Annotated in this window: 22 protein-coding genes; 18 read left to right on the top strand and 4 right to left on the bottom strand. The window is 37.4% G+C overall.

The annotated features are described in order from the left end of the window. Window positions 1–13: 13 nt before the first annotated feature. Genes SGJ10_00330 through SGJ10_00320 form a run of 3 tightly spaced genes read left to right on the top strand, consistent with a single transcriptional unit; the run spans window position 14 to window position 2,494 of the window. The gene (locus tag SGJ10_00330) at window positions 14–745 is read left to right on the top strand and encodes an ABC transporter permease (protein MDZ4756568.1); all 732 of its coding nucleotides are present in this window, start codon (window positions 14–16) and stop codon (window positions 743–745) included. Window positions 746–753: 8 nt separating this feature from the next. Then, complete coding sequence (locus SGJ10_00325; GenBank protein ID MDZ4756567.1) at window positions 754–1,530, top strand: ATP-binding cassette domain-containing protein; 777 nt, start codon at window positions 754–756, stop codon at window positions 1,528–1,530. A gap of 4 nt (window positions 1,531–1,534) precedes the next feature. Then, window positions 1,535–2,494, top strand: a complete 960-nt coding sequence (locus tag SGJ10_00320) for an MlaD family protein (GenBank protein MDZ4756566.1) — start codon at window positions 1,535–1,537, stop codon at window positions 2,492–2,494. A 228-nt stretch (window positions 2,495–2,722) separates the two neighbouring features. Here SGJ10_00320 and SGJ10_00315 read toward each other — a convergent pair whose 3' ends face one another. Further along, window positions 2,723–2,875: a hypothetical protein gene (locus SGJ10_00315; GenBank protein MDZ4756565.1), complete on the bottom strand. Its 153-nt coding sequence runs from the start codon at window positions 2,873–2,875 to the stop codon at window positions 2,723–2,725. Between the two features lie 125 nt (window positions 2,876–3,000). On the opposite strand from SGJ10_00315, the gene SGJ10_00310 reads away from it, so the two are divergent. The 14 genes from SGJ10_00310 (at window position 3,001) to cysS (ending at window position 18,158) form a co-directional block, all read left to right on the top strand. Next, window positions 3,001–3,381 carry a hypothetical protein gene (locus SGJ10_00310; protein MDZ4756564.1) on the top strand — a complete coding sequence of 127 codons (381 nt, stop codon included), beginning with the start codon at window positions 3,001–3,003 and terminating at the stop codon, window positions 3,379–3,381. A 442-nt stretch (window positions 3,382–3,823) separates the two neighbouring features. Then, on the top strand, window positions 3,824–4,174 hold the full coding sequence (gene panD, locus SGJ10_00305; GenBank protein ID MDZ4756563.1) for an aspartate 1-decarboxylase: 351 nt from the start codon (window positions 3,824–3,826) through the stop codon (window positions 4,172–4,174). Then, window positions 4,171–5,178 carry a lysylphosphatidylglycerol synthase transmembrane domain-containing protein gene (locus tag SGJ10_00300; protein ID MDZ4756562.1) on the top strand — a complete coding sequence of 336 codons (1,008 nt, stop codon included), beginning with the start codon at window positions 4,171–4,173 and terminating at the stop codon, window positions 5,176–5,178. The genes panD and SGJ10_00300 overlap by 4 nt, the downstream gene beginning before the upstream one ends. Continuing rightward, window positions 5,150–5,647: a D-glycero-beta-D-manno-heptose 1-phosphate adenylyltransferase gene (gene rfaE2 / locus SGJ10_00295; GenBank protein MDZ4756561.1), complete on the top strand. Its 498-nt coding sequence runs from the start codon at window positions 5,150–5,152 to the stop codon at window positions 5,645–5,647. The genes SGJ10_00300 and rfaE2 overlap by 29 nt, the downstream gene beginning before the upstream one ends. Next, window positions 5,647–5,952 carry a hypothetical protein gene (locus SGJ10_00290; protein ID MDZ4756560.1) on the top strand — a complete coding sequence of 102 codons (306 nt, stop codon included), beginning with the start codon at window positions 5,647–5,649 and terminating at the stop codon, window positions 5,950–5,952. Before rfaE2 ends, SGJ10_00290 begins: the two co-directional genes overlap by 1 nt. A gap of 110 nt (window positions 5,953–6,062) precedes the next feature. Continuing rightward, window positions 6,063–7,298 (top strand): pitrilysin family protein, encoded by a 1,236-nt coding sequence (locus SGJ10_00285; GenBank protein ID MDZ4756559.1) that lies wholly within the window; start codon window positions 6,063–6,065, stop codon window positions 7,296–7,298. Then, the gene (locus SGJ10_00280) at window positions 7,285–8,577 is read left to right on the top strand and encodes an insulinase family protein (GenBank protein ID MDZ4756558.1); all 1,293 of its coding nucleotides are present in this window, start codon (window positions 7,285–7,287) and stop codon (window positions 8,575–8,577) included. Before SGJ10_00285 ends, SGJ10_00280 begins: the two co-directional genes overlap by 14 nt. Before the next feature lie 62 nt (window positions 8,578–8,639). Next, window positions 8,640–10,382, top strand: coding sequence for a hypothetical protein (locus tag SGJ10_00275; protein MDZ4756557.1), 1,743 nt, complete (start codon window positions 8,640–8,642; stop codon window positions 10,380–10,382). A 55-nt stretch (window positions 10,383–10,437) separates the two neighbouring features. Next, window positions 10,438–10,863 (top strand): rRNA maturation RNase YbeY, encoded by a 426-nt coding sequence (gene ybeY, locus SGJ10_00270; protein ID MDZ4756556.1) that lies wholly within the window; start codon window positions 10,438–10,440, stop codon window positions 10,861–10,863. Next, entirely contained in the window at window positions 10,856–12,718 is a 1,863-nt protein-coding gene (gene mnmG, locus SGJ10_00265; GenBank protein MDZ4756555.1) for a tRNA uridine-5-carboxymethylaminomethyl(34) synthesis enzyme MnmG, read from the top strand. Before ybeY ends, mnmG begins: the two co-directional genes overlap by 8 nt. 4 nt (window positions 12,719–12,722) lie before the next feature. After that, entirely contained in the window at window positions 12,723–13,607 is an 885-nt protein-coding gene (locus SGJ10_00260) for a class I SAM-dependent methyltransferase (GenBank protein MDZ4756554.1), read from the top strand. Further along, window positions 13,604–15,214, top strand: coding sequence for an Ig-like domain-containing protein (locus tag SGJ10_00255; protein MDZ4756553.1), 1,611 nt, complete (start codon window positions 13,604–13,606; stop codon window positions 15,212–15,214). Before SGJ10_00260 ends, SGJ10_00255 begins: the two co-directional genes overlap by 4 nt. Window positions 15,215–15,675: 461 nt before the next feature. After that, complete coding sequence (locus SGJ10_00250; protein MDZ4756552.1) at window positions 15,676–16,695, top strand: phenylalanine--tRNA ligase subunit alpha; 1,020 nt, start codon at window positions 15,676–15,678, stop codon at window positions 16,693–16,695. Next, window positions 16,695–18,158 (top strand): cysteine--tRNA ligase, encoded by a 1,464-nt coding sequence (gene cysS, locus SGJ10_00245; GenBank protein ID MDZ4756551.1) that lies wholly within the window; start codon window positions 16,695–16,697, stop codon window positions 18,156–18,158. The genes SGJ10_00250 and cysS overlap by 1 nt, the downstream gene beginning before the upstream one ends. A gap of 8 nt (window positions 18,159–18,166) precedes the next feature. Here the strand turns inward: cysS and SGJ10_00240 are convergent, their stop codons facing one another. Further along, on the bottom strand, window positions 18,167–18,658 hold the full coding sequence (locus SGJ10_00240; protein MDZ4756550.1) for a hypothetical protein: 492 nt from the start codon (window positions 18,656–18,658) through the stop codon (window positions 18,167–18,169). An 83-nt stretch (window positions 18,659–18,741) separates the two neighbouring features. Further along, entirely contained in the window at window positions 18,742–20,793 is a 2,052-nt protein-coding gene (locus tag SGJ10_00235) for a thiamine pyrophosphate-dependent enzyme (protein MDZ4756549.1), read from the bottom strand. Window positions 20,794–20,993: 200 nt separating this feature from the next. On the opposite strand from SGJ10_00235, the gene SGJ10_00230 reads away from it, so the two are divergent. Beyond that, the gene (locus SGJ10_00230; GenBank protein MDZ4756548.1) at window positions 20,994–23,297 is read left to right on the top strand and encodes a dihydrofolate reductase; all 2,304 of its coding nucleotides are present in this window, start codon (window positions 20,994–20,996) and stop codon (window positions 23,295–23,297) included. Window positions 23,298–23,303: 6 nt separating this feature from the next. Here SGJ10_00230 and SGJ10_00225 read toward each other — a convergent pair whose 3' ends face one another. Continuing rightward, a complete protein-coding gene (locus SGJ10_00225) occupies window positions 23,304–24,083 on the bottom strand; it encodes a class I SAM-dependent methyltransferase (GenBank protein ID MDZ4756547.1) in 780 nt (259 codons plus the stop codon). Window positions 24,084–24,141: the final 58 nt, after the last annotated feature.

Raw genomic sequence — 24,141 nt, 5'->3', positions numbered from 1 at the left:
GTATTTATATAATATATATAGTGCTTATAAATTTATTATTAGGTTTTTTAAGGAAGCGGTGAGGCCACCTTTTCACGTTAGAGAGATTATTAACTATTGCTTTGAGATTGGGTTAAAATCACTTCCGCTAATTACGCTTACAGGTTTTATTATAGGAATTGTTTTCACCAAACAATCGAGGCCAGCATTAGACGATTTTGGGGCTGCCTCATTATTGCCTTCACTTATTGGAATAGCTATAGTAAAAGCTATGGGAGCTTTGGTAACAGCTTTAATTTGTGCGGGAAAAGTAGGCTCGGGCATAGGGGCTGAGCTGGGCTCTATGAGGGTAAGCGAACAAATAGATGCTATGGAAGTATCTGCCATTAATCCATTTAAATATTTAGTTGTTACTAGGGTATTGGCTACAGCTATTTCTGTTCCTATACTTTCATTATATTGTGGATTGGTGGCCATGCTTGGTTCGTATTTAAATATAAATGCCAATGAAGCTACTAGTTTTATCACCTTTATTCAAAATGCATTTTCTACTATACAGTTTCTCGATATATTTACTTCGGTTGTCAAATCTATTTTGTTTGGTTTTACCATAGGGTTAGTGGGGTGTTATAAAGGATATAATGCTACACAAGGCACTCGTGGTGTGGGCAGGGCGGCAAATGAGGCCGTGGTGCTTGCTATGTTTTTGGTTTTTATTGAAGAGATGATAGTAGTTCAAATATATAATTGGATACGCTTGTATTAATATAATATATGGATACGAAAGGAGAGGATATAATAAATAAAGAAACGAAAGTAATTTCCATTAGAGGATTATATAAATCTTTCGGCGATTTAGCGGTATTAAAAGGCATTGATTTGGATGTCTTTAAAGGGGAGAATGTGGCCGTTTTAGGCAAATCGGGTACGGGTAAATCGGTGCTTATAAAACTTATGGTAGGCCTGTTACTGCCTGATAAGGGAGAGATAAATGTGCTGGACCAGCAAGTAGATAAATTAAATACAAAAGAATTGGACGCTCTGCGATTGCGTGTGGGTTTCTCGTTTCAAAGTAGTGCTTTATATGATAGTATGAGTGTCCGTCAAAATCTTGAATTTCCACTAAAAATGAACAGGAAAAACATGGGGAAGAAAGATATAGATATGGCAGTGGAAGAGGTATTGGATGCGGTGGGTTTGAAAGACAAAATGAACCATATGCCTTCTGACCTTTCAGGCGGCCAACGTAAAAGAATAGGAATAGCAAGAACTTTAATACTTAAACCAGAGATTATGTTATACGATGAGCCCACTGCGGGTCTTGACCCTATTACCTGTATTGAAATTAATGAACTGATAAATGAAGTGCAGCAACAATATAATACAAGCTCCATTATTATAACCCACGACCTTACCTGTGCCAAGGAAACAAGCAATAGAATTGCGATGCTGCTTGATGGTAAGTTTTTAAAAGTGGGAACATTTGAGGAGGTTTTTGATACAGACAACGAACAGATAAATAGTTTTTTTAAATATAATTTTATACAATAATATTATGAGCGAGTCACCAAACAAACGAGCAATAATGGTAGGTCTTTTTATTGCCATAGGACTAAGTTTTCTTATAGCCGGAATTATGATAATAGGCAATGTACACGAAACTTTTAAAAGCAAAATAAGAATAGTAGCTTTTTTCGAGGATGTAAATGGTTTGCAAAAAGGAAGCAATATTTGGTTTTCAGGTGTGAAAGTAGGTATAGTGAGCGAGGTAAAACTATATAAAAAATCGCAGGTGGTAATAATGATGAAGGTAGAAACGAATGCACAACAATATATTCGTAAAGATGCCTTTGTTAAAATTGGTTCTGATGCCCTTATCGGGAATAAAATTTTAGTTATATATGGCGGAACCCCCCGCTACGCCCAAGTGGAAGAAGGCGATACGCTAGGCGTAGAAAAAGCATTTTCTACCGAGGATATGATAAATATGCTGCAAGAAAACAACAAGAATTTTTTAGCCATTACCACCGATTTTAAAAGCATCAGCCATAAACTAGCAGGTGGCGATGGCACACTGGGAAAACTCTTGAACAACAATGATGTGTATAATAATATAGATGCGGCAACAGCATCGCTACACATAGCTTCAGCAAAGGCTGAGCAATTAATAACTTCACTATCGGTATATAGTGCGGGACTTAATAAAAAGGGGACACTAGCCAATGAATTGGTAACAGACACTATATTATATAATTCACTAAGATTATCAGTATTGCAGCTCAGAAAAATTTCGGATACTGCCTCTGTTTTTATAAACGGCTTAAAGCACGCGGGCAGCAACCCAAATACGCCTGTAGGAGTATTGCTTCATGATGAAGTGGCAGGGGCACACCTTAAAGAAACTATTAAAAACCTAGAGAGCAGTTCGAAAAAACTAGATCAGGATTTGGAAGCAATTCAGCATAGTTTTTTATTAAGAGGGTTCTTTAAAAAGAAACCCAAAGCTAAAAAATAAAAGCCCGATAATTTTATTCCTCAACTTTGTTCTATTAGCTCAACACAAACCACTTTTTCCTATAGGAGATTATGCTTATACCGAAACTCAATATATAATAGTCCAAAAGAAAGGGACTAAATGTATTGTAGTTCGGCATTACCATTCTACAAACCAAATCCGCCACAGGCGGAGAACTATTTTAGTTTAAGAATTATTATTAGGGTTGACTCACATGGTTTCATTAATTTACATTTCTATATACGATGTTCTTTTAAAATGTATTTTTAATACCAAGCTGGTATCAAAAACAGCAAGCACGCCCAATGTGCTTAAGCTACGCATGGACAATAACATACAAGCCCTTATGGTGGCCACACAGGCGTCATTTGCGAACATCAACGGGCAGGAAGATGCAATTGCATCAACAACCTGTGAACCATGTAATATCTTTCACTACTTGTGTAAGCTCCTTTTCTTTGCTTATGCTCACCTTTGCCCCAACTACACTTTTTGTTTGTATCACATTGCAAAAAACATCTAAACATATATCCGATTTTATTCGTGAGTTCCAATTGGAACATCCCACCAAGGGTGTTTGCTTTGATGCAAAGGTGTATGTTTTTACTGCTGCCTTAACTTTTCAAGTAGAAAGTGAAATACATATAATGACTAAAACTTCAAAAGTTTTAGATACCATCAATATTTTAAATCCTGAACTGGAAGAAAGGGGCTTGCCTAATATGTTCGAGATAGGGAAAGCTGAGCTTGCCTTTAAGCTAAAGAAGGGACTTATGATAAAAGGAGTCGCTCCGCATCAAGGTGATTATACAATCTTGATTCAACCTACTGGTAAAGATTGCGAAGAGCCCACCAGTGCCGAGTTTCACCCAAAGGTTAGTCTTTAATCACTGGTGTGTTGATGTTCCTTTGAGCTGGGATAGCGTGTTATGGTATCCCCCCTCGGACTGGGTCGTAATTCGTAATTCAACAAAGCTTGCACGTGGTTGGTTTCCTCACCACAGATGTTAGGAACATCTTGAAACCATTGGTACATATCACACCTTAGGTGTTTCAAAAACTTTATTACAATTATTTGCTGCCGAGATAATGCCTATAACGGAACATTTCTGGCGTAGTTAATATCCCGTAGGTTAAAACATCGTTGGCAAATATGAAATGGGGTATTTGCATAGCCCCGTCAGGGGCGATATATAAATTCTTCTGAACACCAATGGTGTCCTCACCAACCACTTCTGCCTAATCAAAACTAAGAGATAGAAAATGAAATGGTTAAATTTGTCTATTGTTTTCTATCGCTTGATTTGAGTTAACTTTGCAAGCGTATTTATGCATATACAAGTCCTCAAATCAAAGATACACCGTGCTCGCCTCACCCAAACCGAGCTACATTATGTGGGCAGTATCACCCTCGACCTTGCTTTAATGGAAGCGGCTAACCTTATAGAAAACGAAAAAGTACAGGTGCTCAATGTGCAAACAGGTGCCCGCCTAGAAACATACGTGATACAAGCCCCGCTAGATAGCGGCATGGTATGCCTCAATGGCCCCGCTGCCCGTTTGGCACAAACCGGCGACACGGTAATTATAATCTCCTATTGCTCTATGGAGTTCGAAGAAGCTAAAGCCTTTAAACCCTGGGTCATATTCCCTGATGAAAATAACAAAGTAGTACGTTGAAACCTTCAAGCAAAAACGGATTAAAAACCACTGCCTTTATTCTTCTTGGCCTTGCTTTGCTGTGGCTCGCCTTGCGTGGCCAGGATACTAAAAAGCTTTGGAGCACCGTCACCCATGCTGATTATAAGTGGGTTATTATTGCCATGAGTATAGGTTTGCTTAGCCATATTCTTCGTGCACTTCGCTGGAACCAATTGCTCGCCGCTACAGGCCGTGCCCCCTCTACCCTCAATACTTTTTGTGCCGTAATGGTAGGCTATATGGTAAACTATGCCATACCCCGGGCCGGCGAAGTGAGCCGCTGTGCAATGCTCAAAAAGTCGGACGATATTGATTTGGAAAAATCTGTGGGAAGTGTGGTTGCAGAGCGTGTTTTTGATGTGGTGGTCATGCTGCTTTTACTAGGCCTCGCCTTTGTGTTCCAATACGAATTAATAAGCCAGTTATATAACGATCTTAAAAAACAAACAGAAGGCACAAACGGCAACTCTTTGCTAATGCCTATTCTGCTAGGTTGTATGGCCGGGTTTGCCATGCTTGTTTTTGTGCTACGTAAACGCATAGTGCAAATGGCCTTATACCACAAAGTAAAGAACCTTTTCTTTGGTTTCTGGCAAGGGCTTAAAAGCATCCTTGTGGTTAAAAACAAGTTCTTGTTCCTATTATACACTGTCGCTATTTGGTTCTGCTACTTAATGATGATGTATACAGCTTTTAAAAGCATTCCGGCCACGCATGATCTTACTTTCTCGAATGCGATTACCGTATTGGTGGCGGGCAGCTTGGCTATGATAGTGCCTACCCCAGGTGGTGTGGGTGCATTTCAGCTTATATCTGCCTATACCCTTATGCTATTCAGTGTGCCCCGTGCCGATGGCGACGCTTGGGCCAATATCGTTTTCTTCGCCCAGCTTATTATGTTTGTTGTGATGGGTTCTCTTTGTTATTTTTGGCTCATTTTTAAAAGTAAAAACCTTGAACCCAAGCGAACAAATATTGTGTAAAATTATTACACCTCATGCTTTGCCCACCCTTTTACAAAAATGGCAGGGCGAAAAGGTAGTGTTCACCAACGGGTGCTTCGATATTATACACCGTGGGCATATAGATTATCTGGCAAAAGCAAAAGCTTTGGGAACTAAACTTTTTGTGGGTATCAACACCGACAGCTCAGTTAGCACCCTAAAAGGCTCACACCGTCCGCTGCAAGATGAACAAAGTCGCTTACAAATTATGGCGGCCTTCTTTTTTGTGGATGCCGTAATGCTCTTCAACGAGGATACGCCCTTTAACCTCATCAAATCCATTCAGCCCGATGTACTGGTAAAGGGCGGAGATTACATACCTGAAAATATTGTGGGTTTTGATATAGTTACTGAAAAGGGCGGGCTCGTAACCACAATCCCCTTCCTCCCCGGTTATTCTACCTCGGGCATCGAGCGAAAGATTATCTTAGTCCATTCGTCAAAATAATGGAGCCCAATGAACAATTGGTTATTATTGAGCTTGAGGTTTTGCTTGGCCAATATCTCGAAACCTACACCGAGGCTAGTTCTATGAATGCTGTAAAAAGCAAAATTGCGGCCCATATCCACGATAAACAAGGGCAGGGCATTGCAAAGCTCATGAGTTTTATGTACCTTGTTGATGTGAAAGAAGAGCTTTTTAAGGATACACTTCAAAATGTTCCCGAAGCAGAACAGCCTAATACTTTGGCCCAGTTGGTAATAGACCGTTTGTTGCAAAAAGTATACACGCGGTTGCAGTACCGTAAATAACTTAGCCTCATATATCTTTTTTTTCCTTTATTTTTGTGGGTTGAAAAATCAGCAAATCTATACTATGTTATTTCCATAGCATTTTGCTTTGTTTTCCTTAACTCACAGCTTTGATTAAATACGAAAAATACCAGCTTAAAAACGGTCTAACCGTTATTCACCACTACGATGCAAACACCCCGATGGTGGTGGTAAATGTATTATATAAAGTGGGGGCAAAGAACGAGAACCCCGCTAAGACAGGCTTTGCTCACTTGTTCGAGCACTTAATGTTTGGTGGCAGTATTAATGTGCCTAACTTCGATACCCCTTTGCAACTTGCAGGTGGAGACAACAATGCTTTTACCAATAACGATATCACAAACTATTACGAAACACTGCCCGCAGCAAATATTGAAACAGCACTGTGGGTAGAAAGTGATCGTATGTTACAGTTAGACTTCAGCGAACAAAGCCTCGAGGTGCAACGCAAAGTAGTGTGCGAAGAGTTCAAACAACGCTACCTAAACCAACCTTATGGCGATGTGTGGTTAAAGCTAAGACCTCTGGCATACAAAACCCACCCATACCAGTGGGCTACTATTGGTAAAGAACTATCGCATATTGAAAACGCTTCTCTAAAAGATGTGAAAGAATTCTTCTACAAACATTATGGGCCTGACAATGCAATACTGTCTATAGCGGGCAACATATCTTTTGATGAAACGGTAAGGCTCGCCGAAAAGTGGTTTGGTGGAATTGAAAACCGCAATATTACAAAAACAAATATGCCCATAGAGCCGCTGCAAAATGAGGAAAGATTCGAAACCGTAAAAGCTGATGTTCCCCAAAAAGCAATATATAAGGCCTATCACATGTGCGATCGCCTCCACGTCGATTTCCATGCCACCGATTTTATGTCCGATATACTTTCTGGGGGGAAATCAGGACGTTTGTTAAACAAACTTGTTAAGGAACAAAAATTGTTTAGCGACATCAACGCATACATAAGTGGCGATATTGATGCTGGATTGTTTGTTGTGGAAGGACGCTTGAATGATAATATTACTTTTGAACAAGCGGAGGAAGGTATAAGTATTGAACTCATCAAGCTGCAGCAAGAAACTGTAACTGATACCGAATTACAAAAGGTGAAAAACAAAGCAGAAAGCATATTTGTTTTTGGCCAACTAAACCTTATGAATAAGGCCATGAATCTTGCATTTGCCGAAAACATTGGCCACATTGATTGGGTAAATACTGAACTAGATTTATATAATAACGTACAAAAAGAACATATACAAAAAGTGGCAAAGCAAGTTTTAGTTCCAACCAATTGCTCTACCCTATATTATGAACCAAAGTAAAACTTTTGATTTTAGACAAGCCTCTCCTGCTATTAACTTGGTGGATACACTCCCTGTGCCCAATCATAAAAAGTTGGTTTTGGATAATGGCGTAACATTGCATTTATTGCCTGAGCTTAACACCATCGGGTTTCGGATAGATTTATATTTTGCAGCAGGTATTAAGCACAATTTGCAGCCCACAACATCTAACGCTGCATTCAATTTAATGACAGAGGGAACATTTGGTAAGTCCTCGGAACAGATTCATGAAAGCCTTGACTTTTACGGCTCCTTTCTCGAGAAAGATATTGCCTATAATTATTCAAAGCTCACTGTTTTCGGTACTGAGCCGAATTTTAAAGACATCTTTATTCTCATAATAGATATTATAAGCAATGCGTCTTTTGAAAACAAGGAAATAGACTTATATATAAATCGCCAAAAACAACGGCTTCTTGTTGATTTGCAAAAAAACGGAACTATTTGCAAACGAGCATTTGCTAAAGCTTTTTGGGGTACACAACACCCCTTGGGCAACATTTCAGAAACCACAGACTATGATGCATTAAAACAATCTGATCTAAATGCTTTTTTTGAAACATTAATCAAATCCGGTTTGCAACAAATCGTACTTTCAGGATGCTGTAGCAACATAATAATTGACACTATTAAAGAATTAAACATTTATACTAGCACAAAAGCAACTACCCACACAGATTTATTGTCTGACTATATACCCCAAAAAGGATTGATCTTTATTCAAAAGGACGAATCTATTCAAGCAGCCATTCACATGGGAACAAAACTAATTAATCGCAAGCACCCAGATTTCGTATGTATGCAGGTGGTAAGTACGCTGCTTGGTGGTTACTTTGGTTCTAGGTTGATGAAAAACATACGCGAAGAAAAAGGTTATACTTATGGGATTGGTTGTAGCTTGCAAAACATTGCGGATTTTGGTGTGTTCTCCATACACACAGAGGTGCTGAATGATAAATGGAACGATACCCTTGCTTGCATCGATTACGAAATTAACAAATTAAAAACAGAGCCTGTAACGGAGGAAGAGCTTCGCACGGTGAAAAACTATATGTGTGGTAATTTGGCCCGACTTTTTGATGGTTCTTTTGCCCAAGCAGACAGACTACAAATGCTTTTAAATGAGAAACTAGATTGGGAATATTATACAACTTATTTAAATGCGATAAAAAATACTTCTATTCAAACGGTTCAACTTTTGGCTAATAAATATTTAAACAAAGAAGACTTCACCACTATTGTAGTTGGGAGTAAATAAAAATTGTAAATATGATATACAATACGAAAAGATTAATGTTGTTTATTGTGCTGTGTTTTACAATGCATAATTCATTTTCTCAGACCCCTAACTTAAGGAGGGCGTGTGTCTCCGATAATGATTCTGACATTATACTATATTGGATTACCCCAACCGATGGCTGTAATGGCTTTATAAGTATGCATATTTGGGGAAGACAAGACACCACCAAGTCTTTTGATATTATTGATAGTGTAATGTTTTTGGCACAAAATACTTATTCGCACAAAGGAGCTAATAAAATATCTAAAGATTGGCAATATTTTCTTATATATCATAATCTTTGTAATGGCGATTCCTCACTTGCTTCCGACACAATAACTATAGACATTAACAGGCCTCAAACATCGTCATTAGACTCTGTGAGTGTTAACTATGTAAATGGTGACCTTTTCTTAGGTTGGCAGAAAAATAGTTCACCTGACATTGCTGGTTATTTAATAGTTCAAAATCTTGGAGCCTCTAACATTATCATCGGGCAAACCTCTGATACCTTTTTTATTATTAAAGGCTCTAATGTTAAAGACTCTTCCTATTCTTTTGGTATTGCTGCTTTCGATAGCTGTGGTTTAACGGCTGCTGTTCCATCCTTCCATAGTTCCATCCTTTTAAGTAGTCAATTAAATGATTGTAAGGGTTTTGTAAGTATTCGCTGGACCCTTTACCAGGCTTGGCAAGTACTCCAATACGATGTATATGTTTCAAGAAATGGTAGTCCGTTTGTTTTGGAAAAAACAGTAGACGGTATTACCGATTCTGCCCAAATAGCTAGCCTTGTTTCAGGCGATAGTGTTGCTGTTTTTGTAAGAGCAACAAGAGATGATAGTAAGGTTTTTTCGACATCAAATATTATTGGTTATAACTTAAAAAATATTAAAAAGCCTAAAATTAACTATATAAATCATGCAACAGTTACCGATGACCAAAAAGTTGAAATTGAATGGGTAACAGACACCTCTGCCGCAATAAGCTCTTTTAAACTATTGAGAAGTGAAGGAGATTCCTTTTCATGGTTGCAAACTGCCAAAATTCCTTTTAATAACCAATTTATATATTCCTATACTGATTCTAAAGTAGACGTAGCTAATAAAAGGTATTATTATAAAATACAAGTTTTTGACAACTGCGGGAACATATCAGACAGTGGTTCCAATATTGCCAATAATATGATTTTAGACTCTTTTGGTATTCTTGGTTTGTACGATACAGATTTAGAGCTTAAATGGTTTCATTATCAAGGTTGGCCGTACAACGGAGTTTCTTTGTATTATGTTTATAGAGGTGGAAATTGTGGGGCTGCAAGTACTTATAATTTATTGGGAGCAAATAAACCAACAGACAGTTTTTATCATGATTTAGAATTGCCGTATGACATGAGCTGCCATGGTGTTTGCTACTATATTGAGGCCGTAGAAGGGAAAACAAATCCATATACTGGAAAGGTTGAACGATCACGTTCAAACATATTCTGTGAATTGCGTGAGCACCAAATCTATTTTCCAAATGCTTTTTGTCCTTTTGGCGTAAATAGAAAATGGAAACCGGTTGGTTCATATATAGATTACGATAAATCATATGTTAGAATATACGATCGCTGGGGAAGCATACTGAAAACCCTGGAAGGAGATGAAATAAGAAAGGGTTGGGACGGTAAAGACTCTCACGGGAATTATTACCCCGAATCAACCTATATGTTTTGGGGATATATAAAAGGACTTGACAAGCTACATAAAAACTACAGTGGCGTTTTCGATCTAATCAGATAATTGTTTTATAGTATTGCCAAAAATCGGTATTTTTTCTGTCGGGGTTAATTTTCAAGTGAAACAAAAAAGAATCATTAAAGCTTGGATGGAGTCAATTGTTCAGTCTGAATCGTTTCACGTGAAACAAATTAATTTGATTTTTTGTGATGACTTGTTTTTGCTAAATATAAATAAGCAATATTTGTCGCATGATTATTATACAGATATTATAACCTTTGATCTTGCCGATTCGGAATTGAATATAGTTGAGTCTGAAATATATATTAGTGTAGATAGCGTATTAGAAAACAGCAATAATCTAAAATTAAGTTTTTCTGAGGAGCTTTATAGGGTAATCGCCCACGGAATACTGCACCTCGTCGGTTACAACGATAAAAAAAAGACAGAAAGAGAAAGGATGAGGGAAAAGGAATCGCAATACATAGCTAAACTTTTATTGTTTCACGTGAAACAGAGTTATAATATAAAACGAGGTGTTTAAAGAATATGATTTAATAGTGGTTGGTGCTGGTCATGCTGGTTGTGAAGCAGCTAATGCTGCTGCAAAAATGGGTTCCTCTGTGCTGCTCATAACTATGGACATGGCCAAAATTGCACAGATGAGTTGCAACCCCGCCATGGGTGGAGTAGCAAAAGGACAAATTGTAAGAGAAATTGATGCTCTCGGCGGCCTATCAGGTATTGTATCAGACCTTTCCACTATACAGTTCAGAATGTTAAACAGGTCTAAGGGACCAGCAATGTGGAGCCCGAGGACTCAAAACGACAGGGCTTTGTTTGCATTAGAATGGAGAAATCAATTGGAACAAAATCTTGGAGTTGATTTTTGGCAAGACTCAGTACGAGAGCTTTTGATAAGAGACAAGGCTGTTGTAGGAGTTAAGACCTCTGCAGGACGAAGCATCTATTCTAAATCTGTTATATTAACAAACGGTACGTTTTTGAATGGTATAATCCATATTGGAGAAACCCAAATGAGCGGCGGCAGGATGGGCGAAAAGTCTTCTTCGGGTATAACAGAACAGCTTAAGGAAATCGGGTTCGAGTCGGGTCGAATGAAAACAGGAACACCCCCAAGGGTTGATGGTAGAACACTTGATTATTCAAAAATGGAAACTCAATTGGGAGACGAAAACCCTGGAAAATTTTCCTACACCAACACACCAAAACCTAAAGAACAAAGGTGTTGTTGGATTACTTATACTAACGAAACGGTACATAGCTATTTAAAAGAGGGTTTTGATAAATCTCCCATGTATTCTGGAAGAATAAAAGGCCTTGGTCCAAGGTACTGCCCCTCAATAGAAGATAAAATAAACAGGTTTTCGGAAAGGGAAAGACACCAGATTTTTGTAGAGCCTGAAGGCTGGAACACTGTCGAAATCTATGTTAATGGGTTTTCTACTTCCTTGCCCGACCATATTCAGATAAAAGCATTAAGGGCAATTGCAGGCTTTGAAAAGGTGAAAATGTTTAGACCAGGTTACGCAATTGAATATGATTACTTCCCTCCTACCCAACTAAAGCCAACATTAGAAACACATAATATAACAAACCTTTATTTTGCAGGACAAATAAATGGCACTACGGGATATGAAGAAGCGGCCTGTCAAGGTTTAATGGCTGGAATAAATGCCCATTTAAAAAACACAGAAAAAGAGCCTTTGATTCTAAATAGATCGGAAGCATATATCGGTGTTCTAATAGACGACCTCGTAAACAAGGGCACAGATGAGCCTTATAGGATGTTTACCTCAAGAGCTGAGTTTAGAATTCTATTAAGACAGGATAACGCCGACTTGAGACTAACAAATATTGGGCATAAAATTGGTCTGGCTTCAGATACTCGATTATTAAGAAAACAAGAAAAGGAGTCCAATATTTTCAAAATAATTGACTTTGTTAAAAAAACCAGCGTTGCTGCTGATTCGGTAAATGACTATTTGAACTCTGTGGGTTCCTCAAACATTAGCCAACAGGTTAAACTAATTTCTATTATAACAAGGCCACAAGTTTCCCTTTTGGGATTAGAAATGAATAACTCCGAAATTGCTAAATTTTTGTCTCTGTTTGATGAAGAAACAAAAATTGAAGCTGAAATTTTGATAAAGTATGAAAGCTATATCCTAAAGGAAAAAGAGCTTGCATTAAAGCTACTAAAATTTGATGATTTGGTCATTTTTGATGGTTTTGATTATTCTATTGTCCACAACCTTTCAAGCGAAGCAAGAGAAAAACTAATTAAACAAAAACCAAGAACACTCGGACAGGCTAGCAGAATTAGTGGTGTAAACCCTTCGGATGTGTCCTTGCTACTGGTTCATTTGGGAAAATAAACATATGGAAAAATTAATATTGTGCCCTGTTTGCAAAGAAGATTTATTAAAACGTTTTCTTTCATGTAAAGATTATGTTGCTTCTGGGGAAGATTTTAGCCTAGATCAATGCAATAATTGTGGGTTTGTTTTTACAAATCCGAGGCCCGATTTTAATGAGTGCGGCAGGTATTATGAAAGCGATAAATATGTGTCGCACCAAGACAACGACAAAAGCTTTGTTTTATATTTGTACCGCTGGGTTAGAAATAGAAACTTAAAATGGAAACTTAAAGTAATTTCTAAATACCAAAAGATAACTGGAGAGATTCTTGACTACGGTTGTGGACTAGGTAATTTTCTTAACTTTTGCAAACAGCAAGGTTGGAAATCAACAGGAATGGATGTGTCGGAAAATGCTAGAAATGTGGTAAAGGAAAGATATGACATAAACGTTTTTCCAAATGCTGAAATAAAAAATCAAGGTAACAACAAATATGATATAATTACATTATGGCATGTCCTTGAACATGTGTACGACATAGATGAAACTGTACTAGAGTTTCATAGAATATTAAAAGACTCGGGAACTTTGTTTATAGCTGTCCCCAACAGAAAAAGCTATGATGCTTTACATTATAAAGAAAAATGGGATGCATACGATGTTCCGCGGCATATCTATCACTTTTCTCCGGAAGATATGGGTGTCCTAATGAATCGCTTAGGTTTTAAAATAGTAGAAAAAAGAGGAATGTTTTACGATGCCTTTTATGTGAGTATGCGAAGTGAAATGCATAACGGGAGAGGAATGAAAATATTGCGTGGCTTTTACCGCGGTTTGATATCTAATATTAAAGCCGCAGGCAACCATAAGTACTCAAGCATGCTCTATGTTATAAAAAAGAAATGAAAACATTATACTTTACTTTTACATTGCTTTTATTTGCTTCATGTGCGAATATCGGCACTCCCTCTGGAGGGCAAAAAGACAAAACTCCACCAAAACAAATCAAATCAATCCCAGAAAATTATTCCATCAATTTTACTGGTAATATTATTAAGCTTCGTTTTGATGAAAACATCCTATTGATTCGTGGAGAAAACAATATTAATATTTTCCCAAAGCAAACTAATCCTCCAGAATATGAAGCAGTCGGAAAGGTATTAAATATAAAGCTAAAAGATTCCTTAAAACCAAACACAACATATCATATACAGTTAAAAGAAGCAATTTCTGATATAAACGAAGGGAATACCAATAACTTAATTGATTTCTATTTTTCTACAGGAAATATAATCAATAAGGGAAATATAAAAGGAAATATAATTGATGCGTACACAGGACATGACGGCACGGGATATACTGTTATTTTAAATAAACAAAATGAAGACTCTTCCATATTTAGAACAGAACCTGATTACGTCACCTTCTCAAGCAGTAAGGGTGAGTTTGATTTCGGCGGAGTAAAGGACGAGAACTATAGAATCTATGTTTTCAAAGACGAGAACAACAATAATAAGCCTGACAAAAATGAAATGTTTGGTTTTTATGGTCCTATGTTTTACGTAGATAGCAATACCAATAATATTACAATTAGAACATCATATGATAAAAGTTTAGAGACGCCTGAACTTAGAAAATACTTCTGTAAAAACTATGGTGTTTTCGAATTTGTTGTGGCTCCCAAAGGTGCTTATAAAAGATTGGTGGAAAACAACTTGTTTACAGATGAGGCTTACTTATTAGAATTCGGTGGAATTGATGAAGACACCTTAATTTGGTTTTCTCCCTCGGCTGAAATGCAGGACGGACATTTTGATGTGTATGTGAATGATTGGTGGTGGCGTGATGTAACAATGGCACACCAAATGAGCAATAAAATAAGGCGGCAATGCTGGCTTACAAATAATATCAAAGAAAACGGTAAGCTAGATTTATTTGATACCTTAAACATCCGTTTTCACAGTCCTATTTGGAACTATGATGATAGAAACCTGGAACTGTACGAAGATTCTATTAAAATAAAATACGTAGGTAACTCCTTTTTTAGAGATAACGAAAAAAGTCAATATGTATTACCAATAGATTTAAAACCAGACAAGAATTATTTAATAAAATTTAAAGATGGAGCTTTTAATGATATTTTTAATCAAAAAATAGATTCCTTTTCCATAAAATTCAAAACAGAAAAATCGGATTTATATGGTAGCTTAATAATAACCATGAATCAAACACAAGCCAAACCCTTATTGGTAGAACTACTCGATGAAAAACTAAACCCTATAAGGAGTAATATTATAAATGGTTCTAATAAACTAGAATATAAATATTTGTTGCCCGGAAACTATAGGATAAGGATTGTGGACGATATAAATTTGAATAATAAAATGGATGATGGTTATATAAATAAGGGCAAAAATCCCGAAAAAACGTTTTTGTTCGATGATATAATACCTATAACACAAAATATTGATCTAGATAATATTAATATTGACCTAGATAAGGTTAAATTTTAATAATACTGCAAAAATAAAATCAACAAATATTTAATAAAACCTCCTTTTTGTGTGGGTTAACTGTTCTAAGTTTTATTATAATTTTAGTTGTTAAAACTTAACCTATACATATATACATTTTAGTTATAATATACGCTCCTTATAAACCTTAAATCTACTCTTATTAACTACAATAACTGTTCACAATTGCATGTTAAGTTACTTATCAAGCCCTTCTTATATCTAACTTAAATCATTAAATATAAATAAAATAGAATGAAAGTAATTTGTTAATAGGTGTTAGAAACTATGTTAATACTGTACTAAACAAATATATTAATATATATATATTCTACAAATCCACAGACATAAGAATAGAGAAAGATTAAAGTTTAAAAGTTTATATTAAATTATAATACTGTTGAAAAGTCTAAAATAAAATCAAATTTTTTATAAGACCTTAAATCCTTTTATTTTGCAGTATGGTTCAGGATAGATGTAAAGAGTTAATTAATGATATCAATTTATTTACAATTGATTCTACTGAAAGTTTAGAGACTTTCAGGTTAAAATATCTTAGCAAAAAAAGTCCAATACAAGATTTGTTCAGCCTTTTAAAAAATACTAGTATTGATGAAAGAAAACAAATAGGACAGTATATAAATGATTTAAAGCAACATGCAGAAGCAAAGTTTGAAAAAAACAAAGAGCTTCACCATGTGGCAACTATAAAAAACCAAACTGTTTTTGATTATACGCTGGCTCAAGGTGGTCAATATTCAGGTTCTAGACATCCTTTGCAAATTACATTAAATAGTATAGTAGAATTATTTTCAAAACTTGGTTTTACTATTTCAAATGGGCCAGAATTAGAAAACGATTGGCATAATTTCAGTGCTTTAAATTTTCCAGCTGAACACCCAGCTAGGGACATGCAAGATACGTTTTTTATTAATAACGATTATGCCTTGCGTACACATACCAGTAGTGTGCAAGTAAGGTTAATGGAGAGTACTAAACCCCCTATTAGAAGTCTTATGCCAGGCAGGGTTTATAGAAACGAAGCTATATCAGCAAGAGCAAATTGTTTTTTTCATCAGGTAGAAGGTTTATATATAGATAAGGATGTTTCTTTTGCTGACTTAAAATATACTTTATATGAATTTGTGAAACAGTTCTTTAATGAGGAAGTAAAAATACGATTTAGGCCTAGCTACTTTCCCTTTACTGAGCCAAGTGCCGAAATGGATATTAGTTGTCAAATATGCAAAGGCAAAGGCTGCAATGTTTGCAAACACAGCGGTTGGGTAGAGATTTTGGGTTGTGGTATGGTAGACTCGCAGGTATTAGCCAATTGTAATATTAATCAAGATATATATTCAGGCTTTGCTTTCGGAATGGGCATAGAAAGGCTTACCATGTTGCAGTATGGCATCAGTGATTTACGCATATTCTTTGATAATGACTTAAGGTTTTTAAAACAATTTGTACCCGAAAACTAATGAAAGAAGAATTTAAAATATATAATACAATCAGCGGGCAAAAAGAAGTTTTTAAGCCAATTACACCGTCACATGTAGGTATGTATGTTTGTGGGCCAACAGTTTATAGTAACGCACATTTAGGAAATTGCAGAACCTATGTATCATTTGATATTTTATTTAGATATCTATTACATCAGGGTTATAAGGTACGCTACGTAAGGAATATTACAGACGCAGGCCATTTAGAGGGGGACCAAGACGAAGGAGATGATAAATTTGCTAAAAAAGCTAAACTCGAACAATTAGAACCGATGGAGATAGTTCAAAAATATACCATAGATTTCCATACGGTACTGCAAATGTTTAATACGCTTCCTCCCAGCATTGAGCCCACCGCCACAGGGCATATTGTTGAACAGATTGAGATGACAAAAAAAATAATAGAAAAGGGATATGCTTATGAAAAAAATGGAAGCATATATTTTGATGTAAACAGATATAGCGAAGAAAACAATTATACAGAATTATCTAACAGAAACTTAGATGACTTGCTTAACAATACCCGTGAACTTGGAGGGCAGGAAGAAAAGAAAGGAAGATTAGATTTTGCCCTTTGGATAAAGGCAAAACCAGAACATATTATGCATTGGCCAAGCCCGTGGGGTGAGGGCTTCCCTGGTTGGCACATTGAATGTTCGGCAATGAGTTCTAAATATCTCGGCAACGAATTTGATATACATGGTGGTGGGATGGATCTTATACCGACCCACCACACAAACGAAATAGCTCAAAACATCGCTTGTCACCATACAACACCAGCCCATTATTGGGTTCACACCAATATGTTAACGGTTAATGGGCAAAAGATGAGCAAAAGCCAAGGAAATTCTTTTTTGCCAGGTGAGCTTTTCGAAGGGAAACACGCACTTTTAGATAAAGGCTATAGCCCCATGAGTATCCGTTTTTTTATGTTGCAAGCACATTATAGAAGCACGCTCGATTTTAGCAACGAAGCATTATCAGCAGCAGAGAAGGGTTTTCAAAGATTGATGAGTGCGATGGATTTATTGGAAAAAATTGATACTGGTGACACAACAACATTTAACTTGGAAGCATGGAGAAAAAAATGTTTTGATTCAATGAATGATGACTTAAACACCCCAATATTATTGGCCAATTTGTTTGATGCTGTTAGGTTTATTAATTCAGCTAACGACGGAAAAGAATGCATAACAGCAGCGGACTTAGAGGTGTTTAAGAAGGAAATGAAAGTGTTTGTTTTTGATATATTGGGCTTGATGTCAGAACACACCCAAAACGAAGACAAACTCGACATAGCTATGCAAATACTTTTGCAAATAAGAGAAGAAGCCAAGCTTCGCAAGGACTACGAAACATCAGATAAAATTAGAAAAAGACTTGAAGCTTCAGGTTTTATTATAAAAGACGGAAAAGAGGGAACAGTTTGGAGCAGAGACTAAACAAACGATTAAAAAGTTTTTACTGTAATAATAACCTTATAAAAGCCATATTTCACTGGATTGTCCTGCATACTTACAATTACCACAGGACCACATTTCTCGGCTGCTTCTTCTTTAAAGCCTTGGTCTATGGAATGCAAAGAGGTATTTTTTGGTACAAATTCTTTCCATTTTCCCAAACAGGCCCTCACCAACGCAACGGTTTTTTTGTACTCAACTTCAATTTCGCTTTTATTATTCTTCTCTGTCATTTTACAAGTGAAATATAACTGATCATTACCTACCCAAATTCTAGTATCTGTAGCATTTGGCAATGAAACTTTTGAAGTATAATATATATCAATGATACCGTTCTTTCGCTCACTTTTTATCGGGTCAAAATTCTGACGACTGGCTTCAACAATCTTTTTTAAGTTATCAGCAAAATCTTCTTGAACACCAAAAGAAGAAGTTCCGAACCCAATAAGGAGGAGAAGGGATAGATATAATAGTCTTTTCATGGTAAACATACTATTTGTTGCAGCAAAGATATCTTATAAAGATCCGTTGGTTAAAGCATTTGTGTGTATTTCTTACAATTAAATTAATAAGAAAGCAAATTTCCTATAGCGGCAGATACCATTTCAGGATTTGGCAACATTGCCCTTTCAAGTCCAAGACTTATTGGAATCGCTGGCAGGTTTAATGCACCAACTAGCGTGACAGGGGCATCTAAATAACGAAAACAATTCTGTGAAATGCGACCTTGCAAACTCTCAGCAAAAGAATTTAACAACGGCTCTTCGGTGAGTATTATGCATTTTCCGTGTCGTTTAGCTAAATCAAAGATGGCCTCCTCGTCTAAGGGGTTTAGCGTGCGTAGATCCAGAATTTCTACACAGCCAGGATAGTTTTTTGCAGCAGCTTTAGCCCAATAAACACCCATCCCATAAGTAATAATACAAAGAGATTCCCCTGCATCAATACATGTTTCTTGTGCACTTAGAACAATATTGGCCCTTCCCAAAGGAAGGATATAGTTTTCGTCGGGCTCTGTGCATTTCGCCTCTTCTGTGCCGGGGTTTTTACTCCAGTAAAGACCTTTGTGTTCAAGCATTATCACGGGATTTGGGTCATAAAAAGCAGCTTTCATCAAGCCTTTCATGTCTGCCGAATTGGACGGGTAGCATACTTTGATACCCCGAATATTGAGAAGAGTTGACTCGATGCAGCCTGAGTGGTAAGGGCCACCGCCACCGTAAGCCCCGCAAGGTATTCGGATGACAGAACTTACAGGATATTTGCCCATTGTAAGGTAGCACGACTTGGAAAGTTCAGTTACCAATTGATTAATTCCCGTCCAATGATAGTCGGCAAACTGTATTTCCACAATGGGCTTTAGCCCCACAGCACTCATACCCGCAGTAGAACCAATAATATAAGCTTCCTGAATGGGAGTATTAAAAACCCTATTTTCACCGTATTTGTCTGCAAGAGTGGCAGCTTCTCTAAACACCCCACCAAGCCTTTTGCCAACATCTTGACCATAAAACAAACATTCAGGATGTTTTGCCATTAGTTCATCAACTGCATGAAGAGCAGCATCTACCATTAAACAGGGTTCTTTATCCGTAGGGCTTCGGCTTCCTGTTTCTAGTTTGATGGCTGTCTCTGCAAACTCATGTTCATTAACTGTTAGTGGGTCTGGTTCTGCAGCATTGCAGGCTAAGTTAAACTGACTTGCTATATGTTCCGAGGCTTTATGTTCTATATCATTAAGTTCTTCTTCTGTTAATCCGAGTTTTTTTAATGTTGTTTTTAGTTTAGGCTTTGGGTCTTTTAAAAGATGTTCTTTCAAATCGTCATCACCGCGATACCATTCTTTGCGTACACCAGATGTGTGATGGCCCAAAAGTGGAACAGCTGCGTGAATTAGCAAAGGTTTTCTTTTAACCCGAATCCAATCCATGGCTTTTCCCACAGCAACCCACGAATCTTCAAAATTACTCCCATCCACACGAAGTCTTTTAAGGTTGCCGAAACCGGCAGCAAAATCATAGGCATCAACGGCTCGCATTTCTTTACCAGTTGCTGAGATTCCCCAATCGTTGTCTTGCACCAAAAACAGAATGGGCAATTTTTTCAACACTGCCATTTGGAACGCCTCCGAGACCTCGCCTTCGGTAACAGACCCATCGCCTAAGGAGCAAACAACAATAGGCTTTTCATCACTAGGTAGCAGACCCATGCTTTCCATATAAGCTATGCCATGTGCCATTCCTGTAGATGGGATTGCCTGCATACCTGTGGCACTGCTTTGATGTGGTATACGAGGGAATCCTTCTCTTTTTAGCGAAGGGTGAGCATAATAACTTCTTCCACCGCTAAAAGGGTCATCGGCTTTTGCTAAAAGCTGCAGCATCAGCTCATAGGGGCTTAAACCCATACCTAACAACATACTTTCGTCTCGGTAATATGGGCTTACATAGTCGCAGGATTTGAGCTGCATTCCTACAGCCAATTGTATGGCTTCGTGCCCTCTGCTAGTGCTGTGTACATATTTGCATATTTGCCTGTTGGCTTCATAGATGGAAGCCATAGCCCCCACGCAACACATATGCTCATAAGCCTCTATTAAAATATCTCTTTCTACCATGGGGCGGCAAAGCTAAGTAATATTTGAAATATATAAAGAGGTTTTTGGAGACGTGCAAACAGCGAAAAAATATGCCAAACCGAACAAGCTATTGTTACTGTTGCTGTTTTCAATACGCTTTGTAACAATTTTTTTTCACTTCCCGTATTTGTATTTGCTTAAATTAAGCCTAAAATTGTAACCCCAAATAAAAACGACACATGAAAAAACACTACATGCTAACAGCAATAGCAATTACAACAGCAGCCTTGGCAAATATAGTACTTCAACAGCCAGGAAAGCCTGCAAGCAACAAGCGAACGGCAAAACAAACCAGCTCTGCAAAGGCACTAAAACCAACACAGCCAACGGGACCGACAGCATTTGAGTATGAAGCAGAAAAGTTTGGAGACATACAAGTATTGCGTTATCAAATTAAGGATTTTGATAAATTAAGCCTAAAGCAAAAGGAACTAGTATACTATCTTTATGAAGCAGCACTTTGCGGAAGAGACATTATTTATGATCAAAAATATAAACACAACCTTAAAATACGCAAGACCCTAGAGACTATTTGGAATACCTATAAAGGTGACCGCGGTGGTCCGGAATGGGGCTTGTTCGAAACATATACGAAGCGAGTTTGGTTTAGCAACGGAATTCATCACCATTATGCAAGTGATAAAATAATTCCTACTTTTAGCCGCGAATATTTTAAAAAGTTGTTGGCCAATAGCGAGATAAGCAAAATGCCTCTTCTGCCCGGAATGAATATAGATATGCATTTTAACATGCTTACGCCAATGATGTTCGACCCCAAAATGGATTCTAAAACTGTAAACCTGGCCGATGGTGTTGACAATGTGAAGACATCCTGCAATAATTTTTATGAAAACGTGAGCGAAGAAGAAGTTGAGAACTATTACAAAAACAGGAATACATCTGAAAATAAAATACCAAACCTCTATGGCTTAAACCCAGAACAAATGCAAAAACTTGCAGAAACCTACCCAGCATTAAAACCTCAAACATTAACCCCGACAGTAGAAAACGAGGTGGTTTCTCCCGCCACAATTAGTGCTGTAAATATAGATGCACCAGTAGAGGTGTCTCCATCGTTGGCTGTAGTCCCAGAAACACCAATTTCTTATGGCCTCAATTCTAAATTAAAAAAGGAAGGAAAGACGCTTAAAGAGACCTCGTGGAAGGTTGGGGGCATGTATAGTAAAGCAATTGAACGCATTGTTTTTTGGCTGGACAAGGCAAGCAAGGTGGCCGAAAATGAGCAACAGAAAAAGACCATAATTAAACTAATAGAGTTTTATAATACAGGTAGTCTAATAGTTTGGGATGAGTATAATATTGAATGGGTTAAAGACGTAGAATCCACCATAGATGTGGTTAATGGTTTTATAGAAGTTTACCAAGATGCAATGGGCAAACGCGGAAGTTTTGAATCGGTAGTTTCGATCAAAGATTTTGAAGCGACTAAAAAGATTGAAACGATAGCCCGCAACGCACAATGGTTTGAAGACCAATCGCCAATACAACAAGAATATAAAAAACTAGAAGTAAAGGGTATTATTGGAAAAAGTATCAATATAGTAGTAGAAAGCGGAGATGCAGCACCTTACACACCTATAGGAATAAATCTGCCCAATGCAAACTGGATTAGACAAATGCATGGGTCAAAGTCTGTAAGCCTAGGAAACATAGTAGAATCTTATAATGTGGTGAGCAGTAAAAGTCCAGTAATGGCTGAGTTTGCGGCAGACAATACCATATTAGAAAGGGCCAAAAAATATGGAGCCCTTGCAGGAGAATTGCACACCGATATGCACGAGGTGATAGGCCACGCTTCGGGACAAATAAAGGCAGGTGTTGGAACGCCCGATGTTACCTTAAAAAACTATCAAAATGCATTGGAAGAAGCAAGGGCAGACTTGGTAGCACTATATTATATCGTAGACCCAAAACTTGTTGAAATAGGTGTAATGCCCTCCATAGATTGCGGAAAGGCCGAGTATGATAATTATATGATGAACGGACTTATGTTGCAACTTAATCGTATTGAGCCAGGAAAAGAATTAGAAGAAGCACATATGCGTAACAGGCAGCTTATAGCTAAATGGTCATACGAAAGAGGCGTTCCTGAAAAAACAACAGAAATGATAACCCGAGACGGAAAAACATATATCGTGATAAATGACTATGACAAACTAAGAACAATATTTGGTGAACTGCTGCGTGAAATACAACGCATAAAATCGGAAGGAGATTATGAGGCCGGAAAAAATTTGGTTGAAAATTATGGTGTTAAAGTAGACCGCGATTTACATAAAGAGGTTTTGGCACGCTATAGCAAACTAAATGTTGCACCCTACAAAGGGTTCATACAACCCAAGCTCAGCCCAGTATATGTGAACGGAAAAATAACGGAAATAAAAGTGAGCTACCCAAAAACATTTGCGGAGCAAATGTTAGAGTATGGAAAGAATTATTCTTTCTTACCATTAGACAATTAGTGGCTGTTATTTTTTAGCCACAGCAAAAATATCCCAGCAGCTATCAAGATTTTCCTTTTGCAGAGCAAAGTCTTTTGTGGTGATATGGAGCGTGTTGCTATTAGTATCCTTTAGGTTCTTCCGCATTTTACTAGTTAGGTAATTATAGGGTCTTACTAGCCAAGCAGCAGGTATTAGTTTGTGTAAACCCAAAGGGTCTAAACGAAGAATTTTCTTTGCCCAACGCGAATTATCGTCATAATACTTATTGACTACAACATTGCCATTCAGCCCCATAAGTTCATAGCTGCTTCCAAACACTTGTTCCATGTGCCTTTTCATTTCAGCAAAAGAATATTCATGAACGTGGAAAGGGTTTCGGGCAATTGACATAAGAGCATTTGGTGTGGTACAAATAAAAACACCGCCAGGTTTAAGCACCCGTTTCACATCTTTTATAAAGCCCAATTGGTCTTGAATATGTTCAATAAACTGAAAAGCTGTAACTACATCAACACTTTCGTCTTCTAGATCCAAAGGGGGCACTTTGCATTGCAGGAAAGACATGTTGGGCTTATCGGCATATTCTTTTTTATTATTTTCAATGGTGATTTCGGAATAATCGAGACCCTTAATCTGCGTGGCAAATTTAGCCAAATGCACTGTTCCATAACCATTGGCACAACCCACATCGGCAACAGACTTTCCAGTTATGTAGGGTTCGGCAAATTCGTAGGCAAAAAAACAACGCTGAACAGTAACATTGTTCGAGTCTTCAAAACTTGGGCGTTCACGATCGTATATCACAATAGGTATTAAATTAGGCGACAAAGTTAACCCATATAAATAATAATTTTTGCCCCAT

Source organism: Bacteroidota bacterium, assembly GCA_034439655.1.
Classification (GTDB): Bacteria; Bacteroidota; Bacteroidia; order UKL13-3; family UKL13-3; genus CANJUD01.
The sequence above is the reverse complement of the archived record's forward strand: the minus strand, read 5'-3'. Positions and strand labels throughout refer to the sequence as shown.

Bases quoted from the DNA above. Each gene is read 5' to 3' on its own strand.
- SGJ10_00325 (MDZ4756567.1), top strand. From the start codon at position 754: ATGGATACGAAAGGAGAGGATATAATAAATAAAGAAACGAAAGTAATT.
- SGJ10_00320 (MDZ4756566.1), top strand. From the start codon at position 1,535: ATGAGCGAGTCACCAAACAAACGAGCAATAATGGTAGGTCTTTTTATT.
- panD (MDZ4756563.1), top strand. From the start codon at position 3,824: ATGCATATACAAGTCCTCAAATCAAAGATACACCGTGCTCGCCTCACC.
- SGJ10_00290 (MDZ4756560.1), top strand. From the start codon at position 5,647: ATGGAGCCCAATGAACAATTGGTTATTATTGAGCTTGAGGTTTTGCTT.
- SGJ10_00280 (MDZ4756558.1), top strand. From the start codon at position 7,285: ATGAACCAAAGTAAAACTTTTGATTTTAGACAAGCCTCTCCTGCTATT.
- SGJ10_00275 (MDZ4756557.1), top strand. From the start codon at position 8,640: ATGCATAATTCATTTTCTCAGACCCCTAACTTAAGGAGGGCGTGTGTC.
- SGJ10_00260 (MDZ4756554.1), top strand. From the start codon at position 12,723: ATGGAAAAATTAATATTGTGCCCTGTTTGCAAAGAAGATTTATTAAAA.
- SGJ10_00255 (MDZ4756553.1), top strand. From the start codon at position 13,604: ATGAAAACATTATACTTTACTTTTACATTGCTTTTATTTGCTTCATGT.
- SGJ10_00250 (MDZ4756552.1), top strand. From the start codon at position 15,676: ATGGTTCAGGATAGATGTAAAGAGTTAATTAATGATATCAATTTATTT.
- cysS (MDZ4756551.1), top strand. From the start codon at position 16,695: ATGAAAGAAGAATTTAAAATATATAATACAATCAGCGGGCAAAAAGAA.
- SGJ10_00240 (MDZ4756550.1), bottom strand. From the start codon at position 18,658: ATGAAAAGACTATTATATCTATCCCTTCTCCTCCTTATTGGGTTCGGA.
- SGJ10_00235 (MDZ4756549.1), bottom strand. From the start codon at position 20,793: ATGGTAGAAAGAGATATTTTAATAGAGGCTTATGAGCATATGTGTTGC.
- SGJ10_00230 (MDZ4756548.1), top strand. From the start codon at position 20,994: ATGAAAAAACACTACATGCTAACAGCAATAGCAATTACAACAGCAGCC.